The organism is Arthrobacter sp. HMSC08H08 (genome assembly GCF_001807575.1).
Classification (GTDB): domain Bacteria; phylum Actinomycetota; class Actinomycetes; order Actinomycetales; family Micrococcaceae; genus Pseudoglutamicibacter; species Pseudoglutamicibacter albus.
The window spans coordinates 194,877-206,933 of sequence record NZ_KV789376.1 but is presented as its reverse complement, the minus strand read 5'-3'; the positions used below and the strand labels follow the sequence as shown (position 1 = coordinate 206,933).

Annotated in this window: 12 protein-coding genes; 8 read left to right on the top strand and 4 right to left on the bottom strand. The window is 61.1% G+C overall.

The genetic code is table 11. The annotated features are described in order from the left end of the window. Positions 1–58 precede the first annotated feature (58 nt). From HMPREF3175_RS02245 to HMPREF3175_RS02235, 3 genes are read left to right on the top strand one after another with little or no spacing between them, the layout of a single operon-like run. The gene (locus HMPREF3175_RS02245; RefSeq protein WP_070490479.1) at positions 59–2,797 is read left to right on the top strand and encodes a bifunctional acetate--CoA ligase family protein/GNAT family N-acetyltransferase; all 2,739 of its coding nucleotides are present in this window, start codon (positions 59–61) and stop codon (positions 2,795–2,797) included. 41 nt (positions 2,798–2,838) lie between these two features. Further along, positions 2,839–3,444: a DUF5998 family protein gene (locus HMPREF3175_RS02240; RefSeq protein ID WP_070490477.1), complete on the top strand. Its 606-nt coding sequence runs from the start codon at positions 2,839–2,841 to the stop codon at positions 3,442–3,444. Positions 3,445–3,449: 5 nt separating this feature from the next. Then, a complete protein-coding gene (locus HMPREF3175_RS02235; RefSeq protein ID WP_083285386.1) occupies positions 3,450–4,739 on the top strand; it encodes an alkaline phosphatase family protein in 1,290 nt (429 codons plus the stop codon). A 42-nt stretch (positions 4,740–4,781) separates the two neighbouring features. Here HMPREF3175_RS02235 and sepH read toward each other — a convergent pair whose 3' ends face one another. Further along, entirely contained in the window at positions 4,782–6,347 is a 1,566-nt protein-coding gene (gene sepH, locus HMPREF3175_RS02230; protein ID WP_070490475.1) for a septation protein SepH, read from the bottom strand. Positions 6,348–6,655: 308 nt separating this feature from the next. Here sepH and HMPREF3175_RS02225 point away from each other — a divergent pair, with 308 nt between their 5' ends. Further along, positions 6,656–6,955, top strand: a complete 300-nt coding sequence (locus HMPREF3175_RS02225; RefSeq protein WP_035754525.1) for a DUF4193 domain-containing protein — start codon at positions 6,656–6,658, stop codon at positions 6,953–6,955. A gap of 129 nt (positions 6,956–7,084) precedes the next feature. Here the strand turns inward: HMPREF3175_RS02225 and HMPREF3175_RS02220 are convergent, their stop codons facing one another. Further along, positions 7,085–7,660: a DUF3093 domain-containing protein gene (locus HMPREF3175_RS02220; RefSeq protein WP_083285384.1), complete on the bottom strand. Its 576-nt coding sequence runs from the start codon at positions 7,658–7,660 to the stop codon at positions 7,085–7,087. A gap of 156 nt (positions 7,661–7,816) precedes the next feature. On the opposite strand from HMPREF3175_RS02220, the gene dut reads away from it, so the two are divergent. From dut to HMPREF3175_RS02200, 4 genes are all read left to right on the top strand, one after another. Continuing rightward, positions 7,817–8,296: a dUTP diphosphatase gene (gene dut / locus HMPREF3175_RS02215; protein ID WP_052048229.1), complete on the top strand. Its 480-nt coding sequence runs from the start codon at positions 7,817–7,819 to the stop codon at positions 8,294–8,296. A 289-nt stretch (positions 8,297–8,585) separates the two neighbouring features. Further along, on the top strand, positions 8,586–9,323 hold the full coding sequence (locus tag HMPREF3175_RS02210; protein ID WP_070490473.1) for a DUF3710 domain-containing protein: 738 nt from the start codon (positions 8,586–8,588) through the stop codon (positions 9,321–9,323). Positions 9,324–9,325: 2 nt separating this feature from the next. Continuing rightward, on the top strand, positions 9,326–9,682 hold the full coding sequence (locus HMPREF3175_RS02205; RefSeq protein ID WP_070490471.1) for a single stranded DNA-binding domain-containing protein: 357 nt from the start codon (positions 9,326–9,328) through the stop codon (positions 9,680–9,682). Positions 9,683–9,822: 140 nt separating this feature from the next. Beyond that, on the top strand, positions 9,823–10,626 hold the full coding sequence (locus tag HMPREF3175_RS02200; RefSeq protein WP_083285404.1) for a DUF3159 domain-containing protein: 804 nt from the start codon (positions 9,823–9,825) through the stop codon (positions 10,624–10,626). On the opposite strand, the gene HMPREF3175_RS02195 is transcribed toward HMPREF3175_RS02200, so the two are convergent. Further along, positions 10,605–11,297 (bottom strand): potassium channel family protein, encoded by a 693-nt coding sequence (locus HMPREF3175_RS02195; protein ID WP_035754532.1) that lies wholly within the window; start codon positions 11,295–11,297, stop codon positions 10,605–10,607. The genes HMPREF3175_RS02200 and HMPREF3175_RS02195 overlap by 22 nt on opposite strands. Beyond that, positions 11,294–12,013 carry a potassium channel family protein gene (locus tag HMPREF3175_RS02190; RefSeq protein WP_052048230.1) on the bottom strand — a complete coding sequence of 240 codons (720 nt, stop codon included), beginning with the start codon at positions 12,011–12,013 and terminating at the stop codon, positions 11,294–11,296. The genes HMPREF3175_RS02195 and HMPREF3175_RS02190 overlap by 4 nt, the downstream gene beginning before the upstream one ends. Positions 12,014–12,057 lie beyond the last annotated feature (44 nt).

Genomic DNA, 12,057 nt, shown 5'->3' with positions numbered 1-12,057 from the left:
GTTCCCAAAAATGGGAAAAGTTCACCCAACGCTCAGATGATCACGCTATATTCACTTTATGGCCTCCGTAGCGCAGAACCCGGGATCTGACACTCCGTCGACGTATCCATCGCATTGGGAAGCCGATGTGGTGCTTCGCGACGGCTCGACCGCCCACGTGCGTCCTGTGACGCCCGCGGACGCTGATGGTTTGCAGCAAATGCATTCCCAGCAGTCTGAACGATCTATCTATTTGCGTTACTTCACGTATAAGTCCAAGCTCACCGATAAAGAGCTGCGGAACTTCACGGAGGTTGATCACTATAACCGTGTGTGCCTCGTGGTGGAGCGGCGCAACGAGATTGTAGGTGTTGGTCGTTTCGATCGGCTCGGGGCCAAGTTCGGCGGTAGCGAGTCAGAGGCTGAGGTCGCGTTCAACATCCGCGATGACTTCCACGGCCGTGGCCTGGGCTCGATTCTGCTTGAACACTTGGTGACGGCGGGCCGTGAGTTGGGTATCGAGCGTTTCACAGCGGAGGTTCTTCCGGAGAACCGTGCGATGCTCACGGTGTTCATGCAGGCCGGTTTCGATATTTCGCGGCGTTTTGAAGACGGCGTTGTGATGGTCGATTTCCCGATCGACCCTACGGATCGTTCGCGTGAGGTCATGGAGGCGCGCGAGCACCGTGCTGAGGCGTTGTCGCTGGCTGCTTTGATGCGTGCTGAATCGGTTGCTGTGGTGGGTGCGATCAACAAGCCGGGTTCGGTGGCAGGTGCTGTTGCGCAGAATATCCGTTCGGCAGGTTTCACGGGGACGCTGTACTGCGTTGACCCGTATCTTGACAAGCTCGAAGCCCTCGATTCGTCCGCTGGGGATGAGGCGGTGGCTTCTGGCTGTGTTGCCTCGCTGCGAGATATCGAGGCATCCGTCGATGTGGTGGTTGCCGTGCAGCGGCCTGCTGATGTGATGGAGGTTGTTGAGGATGCCGCTGCGGTGAATGCCCGCGGTCTTGTGGTGATCTCGTCTGGTTTCCACACTCCTGAAGCGTTTGAGATTCAGCGAAAGCTGGTGCATGCGGCACGTAACTACGGTATGCGCGTGATTGGCCCGGCATCGCTGGGTTATGGCAATAATGCTTCCGATGTGCGTCTGCACGCATCTGTTTCCACACCGGTATCGCCTGCTGGCGGGGTTGGGCTTTTCAGCCATTCGGCGGCTTCCGGGATCATGCTTGAAGCGGCCGCTCAGCGCCGTGGCATCGGTATTTCTTCTTGGGTCAATTCCGGTAACCGCGCGGATGTTTCAGGTAATGACCTGATGCAGTACTGGGAAGATGACGAAGCGACCAGCGTGGTCGCGATGTATCTGGAGAGCTTCGGTAATCCGCGTAAGTTCACCCGTTTGGCGAGCCGTCTTTCAGCGACGAAACCTGTGATTGTCGCGAAGTCGGAGACGATGGGCCTGGTCTTGCCTCCTGGGCATGCGGTGCGTCAGCTCGGCGCCCCAGTGGGTGTGGTGGACGCGATTTTGCGGCAGGCCGGCGTTGTACGTGTCGCTACGCAGGACGAGCTCATGGATACCGCGCTGTTGTTCTCTACCGCCGGTGTTCCGAAGGGTAATAAGGTCGCGCTGGTTTCTAATTCGGCGGCACTTGCGATGACGGCGGCGGATTTGGCTGGCCAGAACGGCCTAGAGGCTATCAGCACGGATTCTTCGCTGTTGCTGGCTGGTGTTCCGGACCCGGCCGCGCTCGTGACGGAAGCGATCCAGAAGGCACTTGAGAACGACGAGGCCGACGCTGTAGCTGTTGTGTTGCTTCCCGCTGTTGGCGTGAATCATGAGGCGCTCGCCGACCGGGTCGCTGAGAGCCTCGGCTCTACTGATAGGCCGGTTGTCGCGTGCCTGATCGGTGTTTCGGGTGCTGAGACTCCAGGTACTGACCGGGGCGGGCGCGTCACGGTGTTTGCGACCTTGTCCACGATGTTCAGAGCACTGGGGCACGGCGCTGAGTATTCGGCGTGGCAACAACGCGATTGGGGTGTTCCAGCCCCGCCGGAAGGCATCGATATCGCGGCGGCGCGTGCCTTGGTTGATAAAGCTGTCGAGGGTATCGAGGGTACCGGGATGGGGCGGCTTTCCGCTGATGAGACCGCGGAGCTTCTGGGCCACTACGGTTTGACGGTGGTTCCGGCCACGACCTTCGAAGACGTCGAAGAAGGTGTGGCTGCCGCTAACGAGTACGGATATCCGGTTGCGCTTAAGGTCGCCTCGGGGCACCTTCGGCACCGCATGGACATGGGTGGAGTCCGGCTGGGCATCACGTCTGAGGAGGAGTTGCGCCAAGCGGTTGAACAGATGCGTGAAGACATCGCGGTGACGCGTGAAACACGGCTTGAAGTCCAGCCGATGGTGGACCGCGGTCAGGCGTGCACGGTGATTTCGATCGAGGACCCGCTGATGGGCCCAGTGGTTTCGTTCGGTTTGAGCGGAGATGCCGTGGATCTGCTCGATGACTGGGCGCACGCGACACCTCCGCTTTCACCGGGAATCCTTGAGGACATGGTGTCTAGGCCTAAGACCGCGCAGAAGCTGACCGGCTATCACGGGTTGCCGCACTTCGATACCGAAGCGCTCAAAGACACTCTGCACCGCATCTCCGAGTTGAAGGAACAACACCCGGAGGTTGTGCGGATGGAGTTCGTCCCGCTCCAGGTCATGGAAGACGGCGTTGCGGTGCTCTCTGCGGCGATTTATGTGGGGAACCCGGATCAGCGCACCGATTCGGCACGCCGCTCGATGAGCATCCCGCAACGCTAGCGAGTCCACGCATGCTTAGCCCGGCACATAGACTGGGGTCTATGTCTGATACCTCGTCTTCACTGCCGGCTGATCAAGCGCTGCGTCTGGAACTAGAGCGGGCCGGGTTCTATCCGGACCTGACTTTGGACATCGTTAACGAGGAGCTTGAGGGGGCGGTGCCGCGTCGTCATTATCTGCATCTTGAGACGCACGTTGAGGCGGTTGAGGTTCACCGGCATGCGATCGTTTTGGTGCTCACTGACGCAGAGCTGATCATTCTGCATATCGATGACGCGCAGTACGCGGCTGATGGCCAGCCGATCGCGACGTTCTCGGTTGAGTCGGTTCCGTTGCAGCGTTTGCATACCGTGGTGCTTTCGGGTGTTGTTGCGCGGCCTGCCGAGTATAAGCCGGGGCAGTCGCCGCGGGAGCTCACGTTTTCGCTTTCATGGTCAGGCAGTGCCCGAGCCGAGCTCGCTCCGGCACAGTGTGGTGACCCTGAATGCATCGCTGATCACGGCCTCACGGGGCAGCTGAGTAAGGAAGACCTTGCGATGCGTGTTTCAGCGGATGCCGATGGCCAGAAAGCGCTCGATGCGGCCCGCCAGTTCGCTAGGGATGTTCGGCGTGCGTGCTCTGCCGCTGCCTACGGGCGGACGTGGTAAGCGCTATGACTGATTTTTCGATCCCACAGTTCGGTCGCGGTGCTGATGCTCACGGCGGCGTGGATGCGGACGCTCAAAGCATCCCCGCAGGTGATACTGAGCTGCCTGCGGCCCCAGATTATGGCCGCGGAACCCTGAACATGGTGGTCCCAACGATCGATGCGGCACTGTCGGCATGGCATGGCGTCGTGCCTGTGTGTTCGGCGTCTTTCAGCGAAGCGAACGCTGCCGGGCTGATCCCGGGGCTTGAACCCGCTCGCCGGGCGGTCATGGTCATGGTTGATGGCCTTGGTTCTGAGCTGATCGAACGTTACGGCGGGCACGCCCCGGTGATCCGCCAGGCGATGAAGCATGAAAGCTCGCGGACGCTATCCACGGTGTTCCCGACCACGACCGCCGCGGCCCTGACAGCGATGGGCACCGGGCTCGCCCCAGCTGAGCACGGCATCGTGGGTTATGACGCGGTGGCACCGGATCCTGCAGGGGGCCGGCGTTCAGTCAACCAGCTGGGTGGTTGGCCGGAAGATCTTGACCCGGGGCAGTGGCAACCGAATCCGACGTGTTTCGAGCGCATGGAGGCCGTGCGCCGCGTGGTGACCGTTTCGCGGGATAAGTTCGAGCACTCAGCGCTGACTCGTTCTAGCCTGCGCGGCGGAGAGTTCGTGGGCGTGACTACACCACATGCACGCGTTGCCGCTACGTTGGCTGAGCTGAAACACAAAGACGTGTTCGTGTACCTGTACTGGGACGACCTCGATAGAGCCGGCCACGCCTACGGTGTCGCATCAGAGAAGTGGCGGCATGAGCTTGAAGAGCTCGATGCGGCGATGGGCCGGCTGATCGCTAAACTGCCTGCGGATACGCTGGTGGTTTTGACCGCTGATCACGGGATGGTGGATATTCCGCGGGAGGGGCGAATCGATTATTCGCAGTTCCCTGAGCTGATCGATGGGGTCGAGCTGACGGCGGGGGAGCCTCGCGCGGTTCAGCTGCATTTTGAACAGCACACTCCGCAGGCTCAGCGCGATGCGGTGGTTGCGGCGTGGAAGGAACGCTTCGGGGCGGATGCGTGGATTCTCACGCGTGAGGAATACGTTGAGCTCGGCTGGTTCGGCGCTTCGTTCCGTGACGGGGTGTTAGAGCGTGCCGGTGACGTTGTGATTGCCGCGCACGGCCCGATCGCCCTCTATGACGGGCGGAGGGTTTCGCCACACGCGTTCCAGATGATCGGGCAGCACGGATCGCTCACTGAAGCGGAACGTCGGATCCCGTTCGCCGTGCTCGCGCAGCCCTAATGGGGGCGGGTCCAGCCTGAGGCCCGCCTAGCTGAGTCGGGGTTATTCTTCGTCGGGGTGGCGGGCGCCACGACCGAAGACGATCTCATCCCAGGACGGCATCTTGGAGCGGCGCTTCCGGTGGGGGGTTTCGGCATCCGTCTCGCCCTCGGCTTCAGAGGCGCGGCCGTGGCCGGAGTTGCGTGGATCGCCCCACAGTGGATGCGGTTCAAGATTGCTGCCGCTGTCCTCGTTCTTCGCCCGAGACCGTCCCGCGGCTGGGTCTGGGACGCGGCGTAGCGGCGGGAAGGAGACGTTCTTGATGTCTGGCAGGTGTTGGCCGTCAGTGCGGTCCGGGGCTTCGCCGTCAGCGCCGGAATGTTCGCGGTCCTGGTGGCTTTGGGCGATGAGGTGGGCTAGCGCATCGTCACCTTCGGCGTCCTCGCCTACACGGGTTCCGCGGCGGCGGGTCAAAACATCGAGCAGCTCTTGATCCGAATCGTCCTTGCCCGGCGCCGTATCCGGAGCCGAGGCGCCGGCGTCTTCAGAGCCCGCGTTGGAGCCTGTGGCGGCAACGGGGCGGGGGATTTCACGCAAGGGGCCGTCTTCGACGTTGAACGGTTGATCAGGCTCATCAGCGACGGGCACAAGCCGGCGCGGTGGGGCAGAGAAGTCCCACGGCTCCCATTCAGAGAGCACCTGGGCCCAACGGTTCCGGTTCTCCAGGTGGCGGCGGGTCGGGTGGAAGATCCATTCAGCCGGCGGTTCACCGCCCACGTTGGGGGCAGTCTCAGGGAGCACGAAGTCCGCGATGACGGTCCACGCTCCAGCATTGACCTTCCAAGAATCCCAGCGCAGCGTTTCAACGTCGATCCCGTTGGCACGTAAGCGTGCCCGCACCATGTCACCCAGGTTGGCTGGGTTGTCGCCGAAAGCGGCACGGTAGCCCTCATTGTTTTGAGGCGCGGAAACCTCGATGGCCTGGGCTTGCTGTGCCCGGTAACGGCGTTCGGCCAAGATAGGGCCTTCGTAGCTTTCGATCAGCTTGATGTCAGTCCCAGTCTCCTCGACGAGCTGCTGGGCTGTCGCTCCTTCGCGGATGCGGGCCTGGATTTCCCGTGGCCTGAGCGGGCGCGCCTCGGGTGCACGCCGTGTAGCCGCCGCGGAGCCAGCTACGCCGGAGCTTGGGCCTGCTGTGCCGGAGGCGGAGGCAGTGCCACCGGAAGTGCCAGTGGCGGATGCGGCTGAACCCGATGCGGTGGCCGCGGAAGAAGCATCGGAGGTTCGAGATGATCTCCGCGAACCGACGTTGTTCTGTGTGCTGGTTTTCTGCTTGTCAGCTGCCGGCAAGCGGTCACGCCCAAATGCGATACCTGCCTCCGTGACAGTCACATTCGGCCCGGTGGTGGGCGTTTCCGTGCTGTTGGATTCGGCGCTGTGCTTGCCTGTTTTAGCGGGCTTGCTTGTGGTGCCAGGCTTACTTGCGTTGGTGGAGGTCGGTGATGTGAGATCTATTACGACATCGAGAAGTTCGTCATCGATGGGGAGGCTGTATTCGTGACCGTCGGCATCGCTTAGGTACAGCGTCGCGTTTGCCGCGTCAACGCGAATCACGCGAAGATTACGCATGTTTCCTCCCGGTGGGTGGCTTTGGGCTATGCCTTGCCACCATGAGTTGATGTTGTTGGGTGCGGGTGCCGGGCACAGCCTATTCTTGGCCTAGTCTTTCATGTCTGAGCTACAATGCGGCCATATTGCGTTGCGGCGCGCCGCTTTGTAGTCTGCAGGGGTGTCGTGTTTGACGCAGGTCTGAACGCAGGTGTTGCAAAGAGGCCTCGTAATGGTGTTAGATACGTGCGACATAGGTAATGCACATATTCTCTGCATATCGGCTCATATGTCCCTGCCAGAGACCCCTCCGAGAATAAAGGTGAGAAGTGGCCACTGATTACGATGCTCCTCGTAAGAACGACGAGGGCAACCGCGAAGACTCGATTGAAGAACTCAAAGGTCGCCGTAATGACAGTCAGTCGGCGGTAGTTGACGAGGATGAGACCGAAGCGGCGGAAGGGTTCGAACTTCCGGGTGCTGACCTCTCGGAAGAAGAACTCAACGTGACGGTTCTTCCTGCACAGTCTGATGAGTTCACATGCAACTCGTGCTTCTTGGTTCGTCACCGTTCCCAGATCGCTGAGGAAGAAGACGGCCTGCTGTACTGCAAGGATTGCGCGGGCTAGAACACTCAAGGTTTAACGTTTGTGGGGTGCACACCAAAATGTTGGTGTGCACCCCACAAACGTTAAGAACGCTACCGCTGCTGGGGCGTCCTCATCCTTAGATCTCTGGGTTCTTAGATCGCTGGGTTCTTAAATCTCAGGGGCGTCTTCTGCGGCCATCGCGCCGCCGAGCGCTTCGACGAGTTCTTCTGGGCGTTTGGTGGAGAACAGCCAGTACGGGGTCTGGTCGCGTTCGTCCGTGATCTCAACTTTCACCACTGGGTCAACCCAGCCGCGGAAGCTCATATACGCGAGCCCGTTGAGGCCTGGGCCTCGCTGATAGCGCGCTTTATAGCCGCGGTAGCCGGTGACTTCGCCGAGGTAGCGGCGCTCGATTGCGGCCCGGCCAACGCGCAAAACATCCTCGGTGACCACGGTTTTGGGGGTTGTGCTGATCATGAGTACGGCAGCGATGATGAATACGATCGCGGCGATCAGTGCAAGGAGGCCCATGTTGGTTGGGGCCAAGGTCAAGCCGATGGCTACCGCGAATGCAGCGGAGACGACCCACATCCACCACGGATAAGGCAGCTTCTCTTCAAAGAGGGGCTTACCTGCTGCGGACGGCGCGGCGCTAGGCGCGGTAGTGCTCGCGGCATCGTCGCGTGGCTCGGATGGGTCAGGCTGGGCCGGAACAGACTCGGACGTTGGATCAGGCTGGGACATGGTGCCATTCTATCGAGAGCCTTCGCGCCCTGTGTTGAGGCTCCTACCCTGGGGTTGAAGCTCCGGCGCTGGGCTGTGTTGAGGCCCCTGCGCTGGGCTCGAACGTCTAGACTGTCACTGGTTTGAGTGTGTCTTCGTAAGTTGCGGGGTGTTTTCGTGGATCAGGAACAAGTGGCTTCTGCCGGGGTGGACCGTCCGGTGGTCAAGGTCAAGCGTTTGGTCCCGTCTGCGTCTTTGCCTGCGTATGCGCATCATGACGATGCGGGAGCTGACATCGCGGCCGCAGAAACCGTCACGTTGCAGCCAGGTGAACGGGCTCTGGTTGCTACTGGAATCGCGATTGAGCTACCGGTTGGGTATGCGTGTTTTGTGCACCCGCGCTCAGGCCTTGCGCATAAGCATGGTGTGAGTATTGTGAACGCCCCAGGAACGATCGATGCGGGCTATCGCGGCGAGATCAAGGTCAACCTCATCAACCTTGATCCGCTCAAAGCTGTGACGCTGAACCCGGGTGACAGGATCGGTCAGTTGGTGATCCAGCAGGTCAGCCACGCGCGTTTTCTCGAAGCCGATGAGCTGGGGGAGTCCGAGCGAGGTTTCGGCGGGCACGGTAGCACCGGCGGGTTCACCGCCTAACCCGTCCTGCGGCTAGCCCGCCCCTTGGCGAGCTGACCCCATTGTCTCGCTCACCCCATTGACCAACTCAGCCCTTGACTAACTCACCTAGCGACTAGCTCACCCACAGCTTCGGTCTAGGCGGAATCCACTGAGAGTGAAAGCACATGAGTTCAGGCGTGATATTCCCGTGTTTGGGCTCATGACAGGACTAGACTCGATAAAGAACCTGGCCAAGCCGATGATGCGGGCCTTGGCGTGGTGTTCGTGATCTCGTGATCGTGAGTGATCTGGAAGGACGTGTATTTCGATGGGTCTGTTTTCCCGCCGTAAGCGTAAGACGCAGGAAGCGGATGCCGCACCGGAGCAGACTATGGCTGCTGAACCGACTCCTAGCGTTCCTGAGGGTAAAACTGACCGGACTGACGGCCCTTTCGATATCTCCGAGCGCACTCCCACTGAAGCCTATATCGACCTCGGCTCGTTGAAGATCCCCGCGGTTGAGGGCATGAACCTCAACCTTGAGGTTGAAGAAACCTCGGGTGCTGTGGTCTCTGCTGCCGTTGAGTATGAAGACTCACGCGTACAGTTGCAGGCTTTCGCCGCATCGAAATCTGGGGGCCTGTGGGACGGTATTTCCTCTGAGATCGATGACGCGATCACCCAACAGGGCGGCCGTACGGACCGCCGCGACGGACGATTTGGCCCTGAACTTCTGGCACGCGTTGAAGCCACAGGACCGAACGGGGAGAGGGGCCACATGGTGGCTCGCTTTGTGGGCATCGACGGGCCGCGCTGGTTCTTGCGCGCCGTATTCGGCGGCCCTGCCGCGATCAACGATAAAGCAGCCCAAGAGCTCGAGGCGTTCCTGGCAGCAGTGATTGTGGATCGCGGCCAGGAACCGATGTCCCCAACCGAACTGTTGCCGTTGCGCGTCCCAGACGGATCAGAGAAGGCCGCTGAAGCCGCCCGATCCCGGCATGATGCGGAAACGAACAGGGATAACCACGACCCTCGTCGTGGTCCTGAGATCACACAGATCGGCTAAGCGTGCCCACAAGCCAGCGCCGGACGCCTCATCCGTGGCCTGAACGAGTCACTGGTGAGCAGATCCAGCTGACCGGATGGATCACGGCCACAACGCGCCCCGCGCCAGGCCACGCGGCGAGCTTCGAAGCGGTCGTGGTTCCTGAGCAACCTCGGCCGGGGCAGCGGCTCCCAGTAGCCAGCGCCGGCGAGTTCGTCGTTCTGATCTGGCTTGGCCAGCAGCATGTTGCTGGCATCCACCCGGGGGCGACACTGAGATTCTCCGGGCCCGTGAGTCGGCGCGAAGGCCGCAACGTCATCTTCAATCCCCGGTATGAAGTCCTCGAGGCGGCTCCAGACCGGACAGACAAGGAAACCTAGGCATGCCTATCCCGACATCCCACAGCCCTGACCCGAACCGTAACGGATCCACGAATCCTCGACCGACTCGCCGTGAACTCAGAAACGCTGGGTTGCTGAACGCAGGGGCGGTCAACTCTAAAACAGGGAACGGGGCCGGGATGTCTGAACAACCCAAACAGTCTCCACAACCTGAGCAGCCTGCCCAGTCCGCACCGCCAACAGAGGGGCGTGAACGCAATCAGGCGGCGGCCACCGTCGCGGGTTCGCTTGGAAGCTCGATCAAACGCAAAGAGGACGGGAACATCGACCCGTTGGCCTCGATCGGTGGTATCCGCGGTTTCACGGAGTCGACGGTTCCGGGTTTCTTGTTCATGATGATTTTTGCGTTCACGCAGCAACTCGATATCGCGCTGATCGCATCCCTGGCGGCGGGATTAGTGTTTATCGTGGCTCGTTTGGTGACCCGCACGCAGGTCACGCCTGCGATCACGGGTCTGCTTGGGATCGTGTTGTGCTCCTTCTTCGCTAAAGCGGGAGGCAATGCGCGGGACTACTATGTGCCCGGGTTCATCACGAACATCGTCTCGTCCCTCGTGCTCGGTATTTCAGCGTTAGTGCGCTGGCCGTTGGTGGGTGTGGTTTTCGGTTTCCTGCATGGTGAAGACCTCGAATGGCGCAAGAGCCGTGCCCGCATGCGGGTGTATCAGACGGCCAACCTTCTGGTCTTAGGCCTCTTTGTGTTCCGGCTCGCCGTCCAGGTGCCTCTGTATCTCACGGACCAGGTCAACGCGCTCGGCGCGGCACGGCTCGTGATGGGCGTGCCTCTCTATGTTGGTGTGCTCGTGTTGGCGTGGTTCATCACCCGCCCACGCATCGTCGAGACTGCCGGTAACGACCCCAGAAGCACGTGCGCCGACACCGGTAATGCGCTGATGCGGCATCAGGCGAGGGATTCGGCTTGATCCCAGCCTTCCCGTAGCAGTTTCCGCAGTTCCTTCTCCGCAGCGGGTGCGGCGAGGAAGATGACTTCATCGCCGGCCTCTAACGTGTCGTCGGCGGTGGGCGCCATTGGTGCGTCATCGCGTAGCAAAGCCACCGGGACCGTGCGCAACGGCCACGGGACTTCAGCGAAACGTAGCCCTACCATCGGCGAATCCGCGGGAACGGTGAACGCGACGATGTCCGCGGAATCCGAACGCAACGACATGAGCCGCACGAGGTCTCCCTCTTCAACGGCTTCCTCAACCAACGCTGTCAATAGCCGCGGGGTCGAGACCGCGACATCCACACCCCACGCCTGGGTGAACATCCATTCGTTGCGGGGGTTGTTCACGCGCCCCACGGTGCGTAGAACACCGAATTCGGATTTTGCGAGCAGTGACACCACGAGGTTCGCTTTGTCGTCGCCGGTTGCGGACACGACCACGTCGGCGTTTTCGGGGCGGGCGCGGCGCAGTGTGGAAAGCTCGCACGCGTCCCCGATGAGCCATTCAACCCCATCGAGGGCCCCAGATGTCACGGCTTCGCGGTTAGCGGGGTCCTCGTCGATGATGCACACCTGATGCTTACGGCCCAAAAGTTCTGAGGCGATCGACTGGCCCACCGAACCTCCGCCGGCGATGATGACTCTCATTGCTCCACCTCATCCGTGACGTCTTCAGTGAGTTCTTCTGCAAGTTTCGCAGCCCGCTGCGGTGTTTCTGACAAAATCCGGTCTACATCATCGGCTGCATCCACCCGCATCATCGCGTGTAGCGTGTCAGTTTCTTGGAACAGCATCCCCGTGTTCGGGATGATGCTTTCCCCGAAGCGGGTGATGTAGGCGATGCGCACACCGGTGAGTTCCTCGATGCGGGCTAGCGGCTGCCCACGCCACGCGGGTGCGACGTTGAGTTCGCGCAGCATCACGGTGCCGGTCGAATCGCGGTAGTCACCGTAGAGGGTGTGGGCGGGCAGGATGCGACGCAGCACTTGGTCGGCGCTCCACCGAACGCTTGCGACTGTGGGGATGCCGAGGCGTTGGAACACTTCAGCACGCCCCGGATCATAGATGCGGGCAACCACGTGGGGGACGTTGAACTCTTCGCGTGCCACACGCGTTGCGAGCATGTTCGAGTTATCCCCGGAGGAGACCGCCGCAAACGCGTACGCTTCAGCCACCCGGGCCTCTTTCAACACCTCCAGGTCAAACCCGACGCCTGTCACGCGTTGGCCGTTGAAACCGGCGGGAAGCCTGCGGAATGCGTTGGGGTCCTTGTCGATCACAGCCACGGAATGACCGCCGTCTTCAAGCGAGTGGGCCAGCAGGGCGCCCACGCGCCCGCACCCCATGATGACAAAGTGAGCCATGTTTGATGCGCCTCGTTTCTTGACTGATCTCAGTGTGCCACGTT